13 protein-coding genes are annotated in these 16,344 nt (G+C 71.1%); 4 read left to right on the top strand and 9 right to left on the bottom strand.

What is annotated here, in order from left to right:
- Positions 1–158: 158 nt before the first annotated feature.
- The 5 genes from glf to ACRDTB_RS31910 form a co-directional block, all read right to left on the bottom strand.
- Positions 159–1,373, bottom strand: coding sequence for a UDP-galactopyranose mutase (glf, locus tag ACRDTB_RS31930; RefSeq protein WP_431435917.1), 1,215 nt, complete (start codon positions 1,371–1,373; stop codon positions 159–161).
- A 28-nt stretch (positions 1,374–1,401) separates the two neighbouring features.
- Complete coding sequence (locus ACRDTB_RS31925) at positions 1,402–2,031, bottom strand: endonuclease (RefSeq protein ID WP_431435916.1); 630 nt, start codon at positions 2,029–2,031, stop codon at positions 1,402–1,404.
- A 165-nt stretch (positions 2,032–2,196) separates the two neighbouring features.
- Positions 2,197–3,348: a PQQ-binding-like beta-propeller repeat protein gene (locus tag ACRDTB_RS31920; RefSeq protein ID WP_431435915.1), complete on the bottom strand. Its 1,152-nt coding sequence runs from the start codon at positions 3,346–3,348 to the stop codon at positions 2,197–2,199.
- A 43-nt stretch (positions 3,349–3,391) separates the two neighbouring features.
- Positions 3,392–4,276, bottom strand: coding sequence for an LLM class flavin-dependent oxidoreductase (locus tag ACRDTB_RS31915; protein ID WP_431435914.1), 885 nt, complete (start codon positions 4,274–4,276; stop codon positions 3,392–3,394).
- Complete coding sequence (locus tag ACRDTB_RS31910; RefSeq protein ID WP_431435913.1) at positions 4,276–4,845, bottom strand: hypothetical protein; 570 nt, start codon at positions 4,843–4,845, stop codon at positions 4,276–4,278. The genes ACRDTB_RS31915 and ACRDTB_RS31910 overlap by 1 nt, the downstream gene beginning before the upstream one ends.
- Before the next feature lie 50 nt (positions 4,846–4,895).
- Here ACRDTB_RS31910 and ACRDTB_RS31905 point away from each other — a divergent pair, with 50 nt between their 5' ends.
- Positions 4,896–5,756: an HAD family hydrolase gene (locus ACRDTB_RS31905; RefSeq protein ID WP_431435912.1), complete on the top strand. Its 861-nt coding sequence runs from the start codon at positions 4,896–4,898 to the stop codon at positions 5,754–5,756.
- Complete coding sequence (locus tag ACRDTB_RS31900) at positions 5,756–6,250, top strand: SixA phosphatase family protein (RefSeq protein WP_431435911.1); 495 nt, start codon at positions 5,756–5,758, stop codon at positions 6,248–6,250. Before ACRDTB_RS31905 ends, ACRDTB_RS31900 begins: the two co-directional genes overlap by 1 nt.
- 19 nt (positions 6,251–6,269) lie before the next feature.
- On the opposite strand, the gene ACRDTB_RS31895 is transcribed toward ACRDTB_RS31900, so the two are convergent.
- Positions 6,270–6,620, bottom strand: a complete 351-nt coding sequence (locus ACRDTB_RS31895) for a hypothetical protein (protein WP_431435910.1) — start codon at positions 6,618–6,620, stop codon at positions 6,270–6,272.
- A gap of 179 nt (positions 6,621–6,799) precedes the next feature.
- Between ACRDTB_RS31895 and ACRDTB_RS31890 the strand changes: the two genes are divergently transcribed.
- A complete protein-coding gene (locus ACRDTB_RS31890) occupies positions 6,800–7,003 on the top strand; it encodes a cold-shock protein (protein WP_184811055.1) in 204 nt (67 codons plus the stop codon).
- A gap of 91 nt (positions 7,004–7,094) precedes the next feature.
- Here ACRDTB_RS31890 and ACRDTB_RS31885 read toward each other — a convergent pair whose 3' ends face one another.
- The 3 genes from ACRDTB_RS31885 to ACRDTB_RS31875 all read right to left on the bottom strand — a co-directional run bounded on the left by ACRDTB_RS31885 (position 7,095) and on the right by ACRDTB_RS31875 (position 14,035).
- Positions 7,095–9,020: a glycosyltransferase gene (locus ACRDTB_RS31885; RefSeq protein WP_431435909.1), complete on the bottom strand. Its 1,926-nt coding sequence runs from the start codon at positions 9,018–9,020 to the stop codon at positions 7,095–7,097.
- Positions 9,021–9,113: 93 nt separating this feature from the next.
- Positions 9,114–11,078 (bottom strand): glycosyltransferase, encoded by a 1,965-nt coding sequence (locus ACRDTB_RS31880; RefSeq protein ID WP_431435908.1) that lies wholly within the window; start codon positions 11,076–11,078, stop codon positions 9,114–9,116.
- A 128-nt stretch (positions 11,079–11,206) separates the two neighbouring features.
- Positions 11,207–14,035, bottom strand: a complete 2,829-nt coding sequence (locus ACRDTB_RS31875; RefSeq protein ID WP_431435907.1) for a PQQ-dependent sugar dehydrogenase — start codon at positions 14,033–14,035, stop codon at positions 11,207–11,209.
- Positions 14,036–14,322: 287 nt separating this feature from the next.
- Here ACRDTB_RS31875 and ACRDTB_RS31870 point away from each other — a divergent pair.
- On the top strand, positions 14,323–16,344 hold a 2,022-nt coding region (locus ACRDTB_RS31870), incomplete at its 3' end, for a DUF6541 family protein (protein ID WP_431435906.1).

Here is a 16,344-nt window from a genome sequence, read left to right as displayed (position 1 = left end):
CAGCGACAGCCCGCGGGCCGCCTTGACCACCGGCGGCCTGCCGATCGTGCGCTGCACCCGGGCGAGCGTGGCGAGCTCGGCGGTCCGCTGCGGCTCGGGCGGCGGCGTTCCCGGCTCCACGGCCCGCACCCGCGCCGGCGCCTCGGTCGTGGTGGCCATCAGCCGTCCAGGGAGCCGTCGAGGGGGGCGCCCTCGGTGAGGTGCGGCGCGACCTTGTTGTCGAACACCGACAGCGCGGAGCCGATCGCCATGTGCATGTCGAGGTACTTGTAGGTGCCGAGCCGGCCACCGAAGATCAGGTTGCGCTCGCCGGCCTCGGCCTTGGCGAGCTCGCGGTAGCGCTCGAGCTTGGCGCGGTCCTCGGGCGTGTTGATCGGGTAGTACGGCTCGTCGTCGTCCTTCGCGAAGCGGGAGTACTCGCGGAAGATCACGGTCTTGTCGTCCGGGTACCAGTCCCGCTCGGGGTGGAAGTGCCGGAACTCGTGAATACGGGTGTAGGGCACCTCCGCGTCGTTGTAGTTCACCACCGAGGTGCCCTGGAAGTCGCCGGTCGGCAGCACTTCCTGCTCGAAGTCGACCGTGCGCCAGGACAGCCGGCCCTCGGAGTAGCCGAAGTAGCGGTCCAACGGTCCCGTGTAGACGGTCGGGGTGCCGGCCGGGACGTGCTCGCGCACGTCGAAGTAGTCGACGTTCAACCGGACCTCGATGTTCTCGTGGGCCGCCATCTTCTCCAGCCACGCGGTGTAGCCGTCGACCGGCAGACCCTCGTAGGTGTCGTTGAAGTAGCGGTTGTTGAACGTGTAGCGGACCGGCAGCCTGGTGATGATGTTGGCGCCGAGCTCCTTCGGGTCGGTCTGCCACTGCTTGGCCGTGTAGCCGCGGATGAACGCCTCGTAGAGCGGGCGGCCGATCAGCGAGATCGCCTTCTCCTCGAGGTTCTGCGCGTCCTTGGTGTCGATCTCCGCGGACTGCTCGGCGATCAGCGCGCGGGCCTCGTCCGGCGTGTGCGTGCGGCCGAAGAACTGGTTGATCAGCGCCAGGTTCATCGGCAGCGGGTAGACCTGGCCCTGGTACCTACCGAACACCCGGTGCTGGTAGCCGGTGAACTCGGTGAACAGGTTGACGTAGTCCCAGACCCGCTTGTTGGACGTGTGGAACAGGTGCGCGCCGTAGCGGTGCACCTCGATGCCGGTCTCCGGCTCGGGCTCGGTGTAGGCGTTGCCGCCGATGTGCGGCCGGCGCTCCAGTACCAGGACGCGCTTGTCCAGCTGCGTAGCCACCCGCTCGGCGATCGTCAGGCCGAAGAACCCGGACCCCACGACGACCAGGTCGTAGCCGGTGTAGCTGCTTGCGTCGAATGCGGGTGCGCTCACGGGCAGCCAGGTTACCTGCGGCCCGACCTCACGCGGCACGCACCTGCTCGGCGAGCTTTCTGTCGAGGCTGACCCGGACCAACGCGGCGGACAGTCGGGCGAGGTCGTCGCCGCGCACGAGCCCGGCCAGCTTCTCCGGATCGGCGGGCAGCCCGACGCGCTCGGCGCCGTCGAGGGTCTTGCGGTCCAGGTAGGGCCGAAGCTCCGGCCAGACCTGCTGGACCTCGCGGCAGAAGATGTTCGCGCCGACCGGGCCGAGCCGCGGGAACTCCGTCAGGCCCTGCCTGATGTCTCCCGTGCGGATCTTGCGCAGGTCGCCGCCGTACCTGTCGAGCAGCAGCCGCGCGCCGTCGCCGAGCGCGGTCGCGGTGCTCTCGTCGTAGCGGACGTAGTGGGCCCGGCCGAGCGCGTCGACCCGCTGCTGCCACGTGGCAGTCGAATCGTCACCGAGCATCCTGCGCGGCGTGCCGTACCTCCCGAGCTCGCGCGCGGCGGCGACGGCGATGTCCGCGGAGATGCGGGTGGACAGCAGCACGCTGAGCACGAGCAGCCGGTACAGCGGCGCGGGCTTGTCGGCGAGCTTGATGCCGGCCTCGTCGGCGTAGGTGCGGCCGGCCCGCTCGAGGAGCGTCCGCACGGTGTCCTGGTATCCCACCATGGGGCCCGGTTACCCACCCGGACACGCGAGAACCCCCGTACTTGTGCAAGTACGAGGGTTCTCGCGGTCCACTTGCTACCCCTGTGTCCCTTGGATCCCTAACCGGCGTGACAACGCCTCGCAATCAGAGACGTCCGAGTACCCCCGAACGTTCCGTGCCGGACGTCATTTCCTCAGCCGGTACACGGACGTCGACGGTGGGTCACCGGAGTCGTGGCGCAGGACCAGGTACCGCTCGGTCACGGCGACCGGCCGGCCGGGCAGGTCGCGGGCGACGAGCCGGCCGGCACCGCGGGAGCCGGCCGCGACGGCGAAGTAGGACCGCGGGCTCGCGCCGAAGACGTGGCCGGCGCCGACCAGGCAGACGTACTCGGGCCGGTAGTCGCCGGACAGGATCCGCACCCGCCGGTCCGCGACCCCGAACGTCTCGACGGCGTGGTCCCGCCCGCCGCGGACGAGCGGGCAGGCGATGAGCGTGCGCCAGTCGGTCGCGCACGGCCCGGCCCGCGGGTCGCCGAGGTCGGCCAGCGGCTCGCCCGTGGCGGCCTCCAGCACCCGGCGGGCCCAGCGGCTCGGTCCGGTCCGGCCCTCCACGAGCACGTCGTCGTCCGCGGTCAGCGCGACGCGGGCGGTCACGAAGCCGGTGAGGGTCCACGCCGGCACGCCGGTCGCGAGGTCCCACGCGGCCACCGTGCCGCCCGCCAGCGCGGTCTCGCCCACCACGACGTCTCCGGCGATCCCGTGCGGCCACATGCCGGCTCGCGCCCAGCGCCGCTCCCCGCCGCCGACGTCGACCGCGACCACGCTCGGCGGGCCACCGCGCGTCGGGCCGACCGTGACCAGCGCGGTCTCGTCGTCCGCGGCCACGAGCGCGTACCGCTCGCCCGGCGGCGCGCGCACCACCGAGCGCCACCGCACCGTGCCGTCGTCGGGCGAGAGCATCGCGATCCCGGTCCGGGTGCGGACCAGCACGCCGGCGCCGACGAGGATCCCGCCGCCGGAGAAGACCTCCGTGGAGCCGGCCAGCCGGGCGGCGGCACGGACGGTCCAGCGCGGCTCGCCGGTACGCAGGTCGGTCAGGGTCAGCCCGCCGTCCTGCCGGAGCAGCACCAGCCCGTTGCGTACGCCGGAGCTGCCCGGTGCGGCGGCCAGGCCGCCGACCCGGATCCAGTCGGGCTCGGCGCCCAGCAGCTCGGAAGCGGGGCCGGGCCGGTCGGCGTCGCGGGGCGGATCGTCGGTCACGACGGTCAGCGCGGCCACCACGGCGAGGACCGCGAGCGCGCCGAGCGCGACCCTGTCCCACGGTGTGCCGGCCATTCCGCCTCAACCGCCTCAGCTGCGCAGCTGTCGAGGAACGAGCCTAACGGTGCGGCAGGACGTCGGCGGCGACCTTCTCCAGGATGTTGCGCCCGCCCGCGTAGACGCCGTCCGGGCGGGGCCAGTGCGTGACCAGGTCGGTGAAACCCAGCTCGGCGGCCCGGCCCAGCGCGTCGCGGAAGTACTCCACGCTGGACAGCGAGTACCGGGGCCCCGAGTCGACGGACAGGTAGCGGTGCACGCCGGTGCGTCCCTCGAGCAGCTCGTCGAACCGCCGCGCCTGCGCGCCCACCCCGCGCCACCACGCCTCGCCGGTCTCGTCGGCGTGGTCCTCCTTGCGGCCGGTGGTGATCCAGCCCTGACCGAACCGGGCCGCGAGCCGCATCGAGCCCGGGGTGTTGGCGGCGACGACGAACGGCAGCCGCGGGTGTTGCACGCAGCCGGGCGCGGAGCGGGCGTCGACCGAGGAGAAGTACTCGCCGCGGATCGTGGTGCGCTCGTGGGTGAGCAGCGAGTCGAGCTGCTCGAGGAACTCGGCGAACCGGGCGAGCCGAGCCTTCGGCCCGAGCGCCGAACCGCCGAGCACCTCGTTGTCGTAGCCGACGATGCCGCCCGAGCCGACGCCGAGGACGAACCGGCCGCTGGAGACGTCGTCGAGTGCGAGCAGGCTGCGCGCGAACGGCACCGGGTGGCGGAAGTTCGGCGAGGCGACCAGGGTGCCGAGCCGGATCCGCCGGGTGACCATGGCCGCCGCGGTCAGCGTCGGGACGGCGTCGAACCACGGGCCGTCGACCAGCGAGCGCCAGCCGATGTGGTCGTAGGTCCAGGCATGGTCGAAGCCGTACGTCTCGACCGCCCGCCACTTGGGCTCGGCGAGCAGCCACCGGTACTCGGGGAGGATGACCACCCCCACCCGCGTGCCGGCCATCAGTACCGGTATCCCATCGGCTGGGGCGGGTACTGCGCGAGCCCGCGCTGGTAGCCGCGCATGGCCCGGCCCGTGGCGGGCAGCAGGACGAGGACGGTCGCGGCGGCCCACAGCAGGAACGACACGAGCACCATCGCGATGAACTCGCCACCGCCTTCGGAGAGCAGCCTGATGATCGCGTAGACGTAGTAGACGGTGACCACGCCGCCGACGAAGGCGAGCAGCCAGCGGACGAAGTCCAGCCGGGCGAACAGGATCAGCGCGAACGTCAGCGTCGAGCACGCGACGGTCATGGTGACCGAGATGGCGAAGTCGATGTTGCCGGTGACGTCGTCGGAGAACGCGGCGCCGACGAGCGCGACCATCAGGTCGACGTTGTCCGAGGTGCCGTCCCAGCCGACGATCGCGGTGATCAGGGCGAGTACCCCGCAGATCAGGAACAGCACGGCGCAGACGTAGGCCATCGCCGTGCTCGGCGGACCGTGACGCTGGGGCGGGCCGTATCCGGGGTACCCGGGCGGCGGTCCGTACTGGGGCTGCGGGTAGCCCGGCTGTGGTCCGTAGCTCACGGTTCGCACCGTAGTCGAAGTCACCAACGGCCAACGGGGAAGATGGTCGTGTGGACAGACCGAAGCTGGTGGCCTCCGACGTCGACGGGACGCTGCTGGACCCCCTCGAGAAGGTGACGCCGCGGACGGCCGCGATGATCGCGAAGGTACTCGCGTCGAGCACGCCGTTCGTCCTGGTCACCGGGCGCCCGCCGCGGTGGGTCACGCCGGTCGCGCGCGCCGCGGGCCTGTCCGGCTATGCGGTGTGCACGAACGGCGCCGCCGTGTGGGACCTCGGCGCCGACCGGGTCGTGTCCGCCCGCGACGTGGACCCGCTGCAGCTGGGCGACGTCACGCACGCGCTGCGCCGGCTGCTGCCCGACATCCGGGTGGCGGCCGAGCGGACGCCGGCGGACTCCTCCTCGCTCGCGGTGTTCGCGACCGAGCCGGGCTTCCGCAACCCGTGGGGCCATCCGACCGGGATCGACAGGCCGAAGGGCACCGGGACGGGCGGCGGCATGGATGTCGAGGACAACGTGGTGCCGATCGCGGAGGTGCTGGGCCATCCGGCGACGAAGCTGCTGATCCGACACCACGGGCTGACGAGCGGCGAGCTGGCCGACGCCGCGCACTCGGTGCTGAACGGCGCGGGGCTGGAGGTCACCTACTCGACCGACCGCGGGCTGATCGAGCTGTCCGCGGCCGGGGTCACGAAGGCCACCGGGCTGGCCGAGGTGTGCGAACTGCTGGACATCCCGGCCGCGCGGGTCGTCGCGTTCGGGGACATGCCCAACGACCTGGAGATGCTGCGGTGGTCTGGCCACGGGGTCGCGATGGCCAACGCGCACGGCGACGTGCTGACCGCCGCCGACGAGGTCACGGCGCGCAACTCCGAGGACGGGGTGGCGCAGATTCTGGAGCGGTGGTTCTGATGGCGAGTCAGCGAACGCTCGTCGTCGTCCGGCACGCGAAGTCGGACTGGGGACAGGCGGTGCCGGACGAGGAACGGCAGCTGAACGAGCGCGGCCGGCGGGAGGCGCCGCTGATCGGCCGGTGGCTCGCGGACCACACGGACCACGTAGACGGCCTCGACCTCGTCATCTGCTCGACGGCCACCAGGGCCCAGCAGACCTGGCGGCTCGCTGGCGCGGAGACGGAGCCGACGGTCCGGGTGCGCTACGACGAGCGGGTCTACGCCGCCGGGCCACGGGAGCTGATGTCCGTGCTGGACGAGCTCGCCGACGACATCGGCACCGCCGCCCTGGTCGGGCACAACCCGGGGCTCACGGAGCTGGTCGAGACGCTCACGAACCAGTCGGTCGAGCTGAAGACGTCGGCGCTCGCAGTCCTGCGCTGGGAGGGAACCTGGGCGGACGTGTGGACCCGGCGCGCCGCGCTGGTCACACACGCCACGCCCAGGGAATGAACGGGGACTACGACTGGGACTACGCGGAGTCGTCCTGGACCGACCTCAGCGCGATCGGCGCGCCCGCCAGGTCCTCCTCGTTGCAGAGCAGCTTCACGTCGTAGTACGGGGAGCCCTCGCTGTCGTCGTAGTCGAGATGGATGGCGATCACGTCGACCGGCTCGCCGAGCCACTCCTGGGTCCGGCGCAGCCACGCGGCCGATCGCTCCAGGGCCGAGGGAAGGTCGTCATCGCGGAACTCGACCGGCCGGTAGGGGACGCCGTAGACCTGATCCTCCTGGTGAGAGGGCTTGGGCAAGTCGACGGAGACACCGGCGTCGTCGAGGTCGAGTGCGATGGATCGGGGCTGTTCACTAGCGATCTCGCTCACCGTACGAGCGTCTCCCAGTGCGCGATCAGCCGCAACCCTTCTGGTGCGGTAACTGGCGCTCGTGTGGTTCACTGTGCCCTGGTCGTAATTTTGAGTTCGTGTTAGATCACGCGCGCGGAAGGCGGCCAGGGTTGTCGCAACCGCGGCGGCTTGTAATTTTTGGTGTTCAGGAGAACGTAGTGGCACAGGGAACTGTGAAATGGTTCAACTCCGAGAAGGGCTTCGGCTTCATCGCGCCGGACGACGGCAGCGCTGACGTCTTCGTGCACTACTCGGAGATCCAGGGTTCGGGCTTCCGTAGCCTGGACGAGAACCAGCGCGTGGAGTTCGAGATCGGCCAGGGCCAGAAGGGTCCGCAGGCCACCGGCGTCCGCGCCGTCTGATCTTCCCATCGCACACTGAGGGCCACCGGGTCGTCCGACCGCGGTGGCCCTCAGTGTTTCCGGCCCTCGGTGCTTCCGAGGTGTTCCGGGCTCAGCTCTCGAAGTACTTGCGCCACGCCTCGACCGAGGTGAGCTCGGGCAGCGCGGCCCGGTACTGCTCGACGAGGCTCGGCCACTCGGCGGCGAGCCGCCGGTAGTTCTGCGCCGAACGCATCGCCAGCTCGCGGAACAGCTTCGGGTCGCGGCGGCGGAACGCCACCCCGCTGCCGTCCGCGTTGGACACCGTCGCGCTGTCGAGGTTGCCGAGCAGGAACCAGCGCGCGCCGTGTGCCGGGACGTTGACCTGCGGCCGCTCGGTCGCCGACTCGGCCGGCGGGCGCAGGTTGTGCAGCACCGCCTTGCCCGCCCGCAGCGCGATCTTGGCCTTGCTCGCCGGTGGCCGCAGCAGCTGCTCGGCCCGCGCCATGTCGAACGTCGGCGACGGGTAGTCCCCGGCCGAGGGCTGGAACTGGGCGTCGGTGTACTCCCTGCGGATCCGCTGGACCTCGGGCAGTGCCGTGGCGAGCATGTCGAACAGCCGCTCCGGGCCGGCCATGAAGTCCTCGACCGCCTTCATCTCCAGCGCGACCGTCGAGTACTCCATCGACAGCAGCCGCCGCGCGGTCGTGCGCGCGCCCTGTGCGAGCAGTGTCTTGCGCATGTCGCCCGGGGCGTGGAGGGCGGCCATGACCAGGCGGTTGCGCAGGTGGAAGTAGACGGTCCAGTCCTTGGTGTCGCTCTTGTCCGTCCACGGCTCGTGCCAGACCGCCGAGCCGGGCAGCGTCACCGTCGGGATGCCCTTGGCGAGCGCGCGCAGCGAGTACTCCGCGTCGTCGCACTTGATGAACAGCGGCAGCGGCAGGCCGTTGCGCTCCACGACCTCACGCGGGAACAGGCACATCCACCAGCCGTTGTAGGTGGAGTCGATGCGCCGGTGCAGCGCACGGGTCGCGCGCAGCGAGTGCGTGGCGAAGTCGTGGTCCCACACCGCGCCGGGCGCGCGCCGCCACACGAACGAGCCCAGGTCGACGATCTCGCCGTTCGTGTGCAGCCGCGAGCGCGCCTGCAGGTTCAGCATCTGGCTGCCGACGATGACCGGCTTCTTGGCGGCGCGGGCGAACGCGTTGGACCGCAGGATCGAGTCCGGCTCCAACGCGATGTCGTCGTCCATCAGCAGGATCTGGTCGACGAAGCCCGACTGGGTGTGGTCGACCGCCTCGTACAGGGAGCGGGTGAACCCGCCCGCGCCACCGAGGTTGGCCTGCTCGATGACCTCGAGCCGGCCGCCGAGCGCCTCCTGGGCCTGCGCGAACCGCTCGTGCTCGCGGATCTTGCGGCTGCCCTGGTCGGCCACGAACACCTTGCTGATCACGTCCAGGACGACCGGGTCCTCGCCGAGCGCGATCAGCGACTTCACGCAGTCGTCGAGCCGGTTGAACGTGGTGATGCCGACCGCGACCCGCTGCGGCGGCAGCGGCTCGTCCGCGAGCCACACCGCGTCGGCGACCTCGAGCGGCTCGTTCTCGGTGAACACGTCGAACCAGATCCAGCCGCCGTCCTCGAACGGCGCGAGGTCGACCCGGAACTCCAGCGTCCGCCAGTCGTTCCCGGCGTGCACGGACTCGCCGGTCAGGTGGGCGATGTCGCCGTTCAGCTTGGACCGGTAGACCTCGACCCGGCCCGCGCCGCGGACGTCGCACCGCAGCGTGACGTGCTGGACGCGGGTCCAGCGCTTCCAGTAGCACGCCGGGAACGCGTTGAAGTAGGAGGCGAACGACACGCGCGCGGACGCCGGCACCACCACGTCCCGCCGGCCGGCGACGTGGCTGTGCGTGCCCTCCGGCTCGTCGACGTACAGCGGGCGGACGTCGAGCGGATCGGTGTCCCGCGGCAGGATCATCCGCTGCAGCACGCGATCGGTGTCGTCCTGCCGCTCGTCGCGCCGCTCGTCGCCGTCGGTCGATTTCCGGGAAGCCATGCTGGGCATGGTAGCCATCCGCGCGCCGCCCGCTCGGTGGCCCTTTGCCCGCCACGTGCGTGCGCACCACCTACACCTGGCGTACCGGCGGAATCAGCCGCGGCGTTCGTCCATCTTGTACAGACGGCGCCAGTTCTCCCGGCTGGTCAGCCCTGGCACGGCGGCGCGGTACTCCTGGCGCAGCCGCGGCATCTGCGACACCAGCCGGCGCATCACCCTGGCGGTCCGCTTCGCCAGGCGGATGGTCGTCTCGCGGTCACGCCTGCGCAGCCGGACGCCCTCCTGGGACCCGTCGGTCACCACGGCCGTGGCGAACTGCGACACGTGCCACCAGGTGGCGTCCTGTTTCGACACCGCGCCCACCGGGTGCACGGTGCGGCCGAGTGCCAGGTACACCAGCCGCTTGAGCATGACCAGCCGGTTGCGGGTGGGCCGCGGACCCGCCTGGATCAACGGGATCGAGCCGGACTTGAGCCCCGGCACGTCCGAGGCCGGGTGCATGACCGTGTCCGGGTACTCCGCGCGGACCTTGAAGATCTCCTTCGCCGCGCCCGCGCCACCGTCGTGCAGGAACTCCGGCCCGCGCAGGAAGTCCTCCACCGCCTTGATCAGCGTCGCCGCCAGCCCGTACTGCATGGTCAGCAGGAACCGCGCGATCCGAGACGTGAGCACCCGCGCGGTCTGCCTCGGGTCGATCTCCGCGTGCAGCGCGCTGACGATCACCGAGTTGCGGACCGCGAAGTACTCGTTCCACTTGTCCGCGTCCTTCCAGTCGAAGTCCGCGTGCCACAGGGCGGCGCCGGGCAGGGTGACCGTCGCGAACCCCTTGGCCCGCGCTCGGTAGCCGTACTCCACGTCGTCCCACTGGAAGAACAGCGGCAGCGGCAGGCCGACCTTGGCCACCACCTCGGCCGGGATCAGGCAGGCCCACCAGGCGTTGTACTGCGCGTCCACCCGCCGGTCGCCGCGGTTGACCCGGCCGATCGGCAGACCGTCGTCGTCGACCTCCTCGGCGAGCAGGTCCACGTTGTCGAGCGCGTTCGTGACCACGCGCCCGGGCTTGAGCGCGGCGAAGTCCGCGTACTCCGCGCCCGCGAGCAGCACGGTCGGGTGCAGCAGCCGCAGCATCTGGCCGCCGATGATCGTCGGATCCGGCGTGCGGTTGGCGAACGCGGTGAGCCGGATCGCGATCTCCGGCTCGCACAGCACGTCGTCGTCCATGAACAGCAGGTTCGCGTGCTCGGCGTCGGAGTTGACCCGCGCGGCCTCGGTGACCTCGTACATGCCACGGCCGAACCCGCCCGCGCCACCGAGGTTGGGCTGGCGGAGGTAGCGCAGCCGCCCGTCGAGGGCCTTCTCGATGTCGCCGAAGGCCGGGCGGGACTCGACGGTGTCGGTGCCCTGGTCCACCACGTAGACCGCGTCCAGCACGTCGAGCGCCTCGGCGTCGCCGCCCAGCGACTGCAGCGTCTTCGTGCAGTCGTCGGCGCGGTTGTAGGTGCAGATCACGACCGCGGTCGGCCGCAGCCGGCGCGGCGGCTCGACGGTCCAGCGCAGCCGCTCGACCACGAGGTCGTCGTCGCCGGTGGCGAACTGGACCCAGAGGAAGCCGCCGTCGACGAACTTGTCGAGCCGCGCGGTGAGCGTCACCGGCTCGTCCCGCAGGTCGGTGACGTCCCGGGCCGCGACGGTCCGGGTCTCCCCCTCGACGTCGGACGCGACGATCGAGATCCGCCCCGAGCCCGTCGCGGTGATCTCGACGTCGGCCGAGTCTACGACGGTCCAGCGCTGCCAGTAGCTCGCCGGGAAGCGCCCGAAGTAGGTGTCCATGGTGACCTCGGAGCCGGGGTGCACGAGCAGCCGTTGCCGCTCGCGGACAGCGCTGCCGAAGTTCACCTGCGCGTAGAGGTCGTCCGGGCACACCGGGTCGGGGCCGCGGAACAGGCCGCGCTGGGCCACCAGCCGCCCGCTCGGCACGTGCTCGACGAGTCGGTCGTCGCCCTTCGTCGCCGGCTGCGCGGGCACTGCGTCGCTGGTGGTCGGGCTGCTAGCGGCCATTCGAATTCAGTCCTCCACGGGCCATTTGCCGGGGCCTTTGTCTGGCCGGCAGCCTACATTCGGTGGATTGACTGATCACTGTTAGGTCACGGCGGTCAGGTCACGGCGGCGGAGAATACGGTGGGAATTCAGTACCTCCGGTCCACGATCCTGCCGGTGGTGCGGTTCCAGGTGATGTATCCGCGTTGGAAGTTCGACCGCGTGCCGGTGGCGGTCGAGTACTCGTCGCTCCTCGGGTAGCCGAGGTAGCCCAGCTCCGCCCGCAACGCGCGCCACCGGGTGCGGATGCCACCGGTGACGCTGTGCGCGCCGGTGCGGGCTGACCAGTAGATCGAGCCGCCCTCGAAGTGGGCGTAGTAGCCCCGGCCGTCGCCGCTGCGGGTCAGGTTGGTGGTCGGGAAGCGCAAGCGGCTGCCGGTCGCGCCGAGCGCGGTCCACTTGGCCAGGACCGCACCGCTCAGGTGGTGCGCCGGCCGGCCGTTCTTGACGTAGATCGCGCCTTTCTGGAAGCGGTTGTAGTAGCCGTTCGTCACCCGGCCCTGGTCGGTCGTCGGGTAGCCGAGGCTCGACCTCTCGGCGCCCAGTGCCCGGTAGCGGGCGTGGATGGCGCCGGCCACGTAGTGCGCGCCGGTGTCCTGGTGCCAGTAGAACCCGCGGCCACCGGAGAGCAGGTTGTAGCGGCCGCCGCCCGCACCCGCCGTGTCGTCGGTGGCGGGCAGCCCGAATGAGAGGTGCCCGCCCAGGCGCAGGTACGCGGGGAGGATGGCGCCGGTCATCGTGTGCGCGCCGGTCGCCGCGGACCAGTACATCCGGCCGTTGGCGTAGCGGCGCCAGCGCACCGACGAGTCGCCCTGCTCCACGTCGGCCGGGGCGCCGAGCACCGCGCGCACGGCGGCGTCGGCGGCGTAGCGGCGGTCGATCGGCGTGCGGTACTCGACGGCGAGTGTCTGGTCGGCGTCGGGCAGGGTCAGCTGGCGGACCCGGTTCGTGCTGCCGTCGCCCCACTTCTCGAACGTGGCGACGCCGCCGAGCGCGCTCTCCGGCGCGATGATCGTGAGCGGGGTGCCGACGGTGAACAGGCCGGAGGAGGTCTGCTCGTCGCCGATGGTGAAGGCGGCGTCGGCGTTGCCGCGGATCGTGACCCGCCGCTGCTTCGGCCTGACCACGAACGTCCGCGAGGTGGCCGCGCCCAGGCCGTCGGTCGCGATCGCGGTGACCTCGAGCCGGCTGTCCCCGGGGTGGCCGTCGAACGTCAGCCGGAACCGCGGGCCCTGCTGCTGCTCACCGGGGTGCTCGTGGCAGGCGGCCGCGTCCGCGCAGTGCACCACGACCGTCGCCCAGCGCACCTCGACCGAACCGTCCTCGGCGTCGGTGGCGGTGGCGTCCGCGGCCACGACGTCGCCGACCGCGAACGTCCGGCCGGGGTCGGGCGCCTGCAGAGCCAACTCGGGCGCGTGGTTGCCCGGGTGGACGGTCACCTCGGCGGTGCCGGTCGCGCCCTGGGGGTCGGTGGCGGTCAGTCGGACCGCGAAGCTGTCCTGGCCGGCGGCGTAGGCGTGGCTGACCCGCACGCCGTCGGCGCCGCCCCCGTCGCCGAAGTCCCAGTGGAACGCGGGCACGTCGCCGTTGGGGTCGTGGGACCCGCTCGCGTCGAAGCTGACCGTGCGGGTCGCCGGGTCCGCGGTCGCGGTGACGACCGCGGTCGGCGGCTGGTTGCCGGGCGCGTAGACGAGCCGGCGCAGCACGCTCGAGCGGATGTCGGCGAACACGATGTCGCCGCCCGTGGGCACGGTCGCGAAGCTGACCGGCGAGCCGATCTCGCCGCCGAAGCCGCCCGTCTCCGGCGGGGTCGTCAGTCGGCCCTGCGCGTCGTAGGCCATCGACCAGAGCCGGCCGAAGACGTAGTCGCCGAAGAAGTAGCGGCCGCGGTACTGCTGCGGGTAGCTCGTGCCGGTGTAGATCACGCCGCCGGTGACGCTGCCGCCGCCGGAGTGCGGGTAGGACCACAGCGGTGGCGCGGTGGACGTGCCGGCACACTCGGGCATGTCCCGGAAGCCGTACGTCTTGGTGGTGCCCTCCCAGCACGGCCAGCCGTAGTTGTTGCCCGGCGCGATGAGGTCGACCTCCTCGGTCCGGCCGGCGCCCACGTCGCCGAGGATCGGGCGGCCGGTACCCGGCTCGAGGCTGAAGCGGAACGGGCTGCGGAACCCGCTCGCGTAGACGAGGCTGCGGGCCGCGCGCGGCGCGTCGGCGGAGTAGTACGGGTTGGACGGCACGCCCTCGCCGGTCACCGTGAGGTGCAGCAGCTTGCCGTGCGGGTCGTCGGGGTCCTGCGCACGCAGGGCGAGCGGGTCGACGGAGCGGTAGTCGGCGGAGTCGCCGATGCTCACCCACAACGTCCCGTCCGGCGCGGCGACCACGCCCGTGATGCCGTGGACGCGGAAGTCGGCGGAGGTCTGGAACACGGTCTGCTCGCCGGTCAGCCCGGTCGGCTTGCCCAGGCCGTCCACCGCGACGGTCCACCGGCTCAGCCGGAACACGCCGTTCTCACCGGAGTCCGGGCCGGTGTCCGGCACCGCGCGCACGGTGTAGACGGTCCGCGTGGTCGCGTAGTCCGGGGCGACCGCGATGCCGGTGAGCCCGAGGTCGCCCGCCGCGTTCGTGGACAGGTTGGCGAGCACGCGGGGCTCGCCGGTGCGGGGCGCCCAGGTGACCTTGCCGAACTTGCCGACGGCCAGCACGCTCTCGTCGGGCAGGTAGGCGAAGTCGGTGAGCAGGTCACCGGGGTCCGAACCGCTCGCGCCGCGCATCCCGACGGGAATGTCGCGGAGCACGAAGCCGGCCGGCAGGCTCAGCGCCGCCGCCCGGGCGTCCGGGGGCGCGGCGGTCGTGGACACGAGACCCACCACCATGGCTACGCCGAGTACCAGCGCGATGTGTCGACGCAGCGTGATCAAGCCCGACCCCTTACCGACTCTGTGACGACCCTCCGCCTGACCTTTCCGGAGTTACATCGCCCGATGGAGGTCCGCGTTTCGCGAGATCGCGCTGAATTTGCCAAATAGTTAGAAAGGTTCTTACCCAGAGTTGGCCGATACGACGATCGCCTGATGACTCTGAGTGTTCGCGCGAGGTCGCCCCGGGTGGGTCCTGCGGTGCTCCATAGAATCGGCCGCGCCAATGCCGGCCGACGGCGGTGGACGCCCGGCACTGTGCCGGCCGAGGAACATGAGGAAATCGCGCGATGAACTGGATGGCGGCCGTGCCGGTCGCGCTTGTCACGGTTGCTTGGTTGTTGGTGCCGGGCCTGCTGATCAGCTATCTGCTCGGGCTGCGGGGTGTGGCCGCGTGGGGCCTGGCTCCGGTCACGGGCATCGCGTTGATCGCGTCGACGGCCGTGCTCGGTGGGTTCATCGGTATCGGCTGGTCGGTCGGGTTCGTCCTGGTCGTGACCGCGGTCGTGGTCGCGGTGGTCGGCCTGGGCGCGTGGTCGCTGCGCCGCACGGGGGTGCTGGCCAGTGATCCGGACCCGCGCCGGGTAACCCTGGTCGCGGGGCTGGGCCTGCTGCCCGCGGTGGTGCTCGGGGTGACCACATTGGTCCAGGCGATGGGCGCACCGGACACGCTCTCACAAACCTACGACGCGGTGTATCACTACAACACACTCGCCTACATCGAGGAATCCCACCGGGCGTCCTCACTGCAGATCAGCGGATTCGGCAACCCACAGTTGACGAACTTCTTCTACCCAGCCGCCTGGCACGACCTCGCCTCCCTGGTCATGCTCTCCACCGGCGCTGGTATCCCGCTCGCGGCGAACGCGGTCACCGTGGTGACCACCGTCCTGATCTGGCCACTGTCCTGCCTGCTCCTCGCCCGCCAACTCTTCGGCCCCCACCCCGCCGCACTCGCCATCACCGCCACCCTGAGCATCGGGTTCACCGCGTTCCCCTGGGACCTACTCGGGTTCGGCGTGCTCTGGCCCAACCTGCTCGGCCTCGCCATCGCACCCGCCCTACTCGCGGTCGTACTCACCCTGACCCGCTGGGCCCAACACGACACCATCGGCACCACCCGCGCCTGGCTCGCCCTCACCACCGGCCTGCTCGCCGCCGGGTTCGCCCACCCCAACGTCCTGTTCTCCCTCGCCGTCCTGGCCATCATCCCCATCGCCGCCCGCGTCGCCACCCGAGCCTGGCGACTCCACACCCACCACCACACCACCCGCGGCATCACCGAAACCACCGCCTTCCTCACCGTCTTCTCCCTCGCCTGGTGGTGGGCAGCCACCACCCCCACCTTCGCCAGCACCCGCGACCAGTACTGGCCCCCCTTCGAAACCCCCGCCAACGCCGTCGGCGAAGTCCTCCTCAACGCCACCCACCGCCACGACGCCCTCTGGCTCCTCTCCATCACCGTCATCCTCGGCATCATCGCCGCCCGCCACACCCCACTGCTCTGGCTCCTGGTCACCGCCCACCTCACCACCACCGTCCTCTACGTCCTCACCGCCGCCATCAACCGCACCGACACCGAAAAATTCACCGGCTACTGGTACAACGACTCCCACCGCCTCGCCGCCATGCTGCCCATCACCGCCGTCCCCCTCGCCACCGCCGGCATCCTCTACCTCACCCACAAAATCACCACCACCACCACAGCCACAGCCACAGCCACAGCCACAGCCACAGCCACAGCCCAACACGAACACCAAGGCGCGCGGCGCCGCCTCGCCACCATCCCCGGGATCAGATCCGCCAACACCGTGGCCATCGGACTCACCCTCGCCCTCGTGCTGGCCACCGGCGGGCTCTACCCCACCGACCGCTACAACCGAGTCGCGTCCACCTACCACCCGAAAAACCCGGAAACCGAACTAGTCACCCAGGAAATGCGCGACTTCTACCACCGCATCGCCAGCAAAATCCCCGACAACGCCGTCGTGGCCGGCAACCCCTTCCAAGGCAGCGCACTGCTCTGGGCACTAGAAGACCGCAACGTCCTGTTCCCCCACTTCCGCACCACCACCACCGACCAACAAGACCTCATCGCCCAACACCTCAACGACCTGATGAACAACCCCAACGTCTGCGACGCCGTCAACAACCTCAACGTCAAATACCTCCTCATCGGCGGCGCCCAATTCCGCACCCGCGACAACCGCTGGAACTACTACACCGGCCTCACCGACCCCCACAGCACCCACGGCTTCGAACTCATCGACTCCTCCGGCCCCAGCAAGCTCTACAAAATCACCGGCTGCGAC

The sequence above is a fragment of the Actinophytocola sp. genome, from assembly GCF_050699935.1.
GTDB lineage: Bacteria > Actinomycetota > Actinomycetes > Mycobacteriales > Pseudonocardiaceae > Actinophytocola.
The sequence above is the reverse complement of the archived record's forward strand: the minus strand, read 5'-3'. Positions and strand labels throughout refer to the sequence as shown.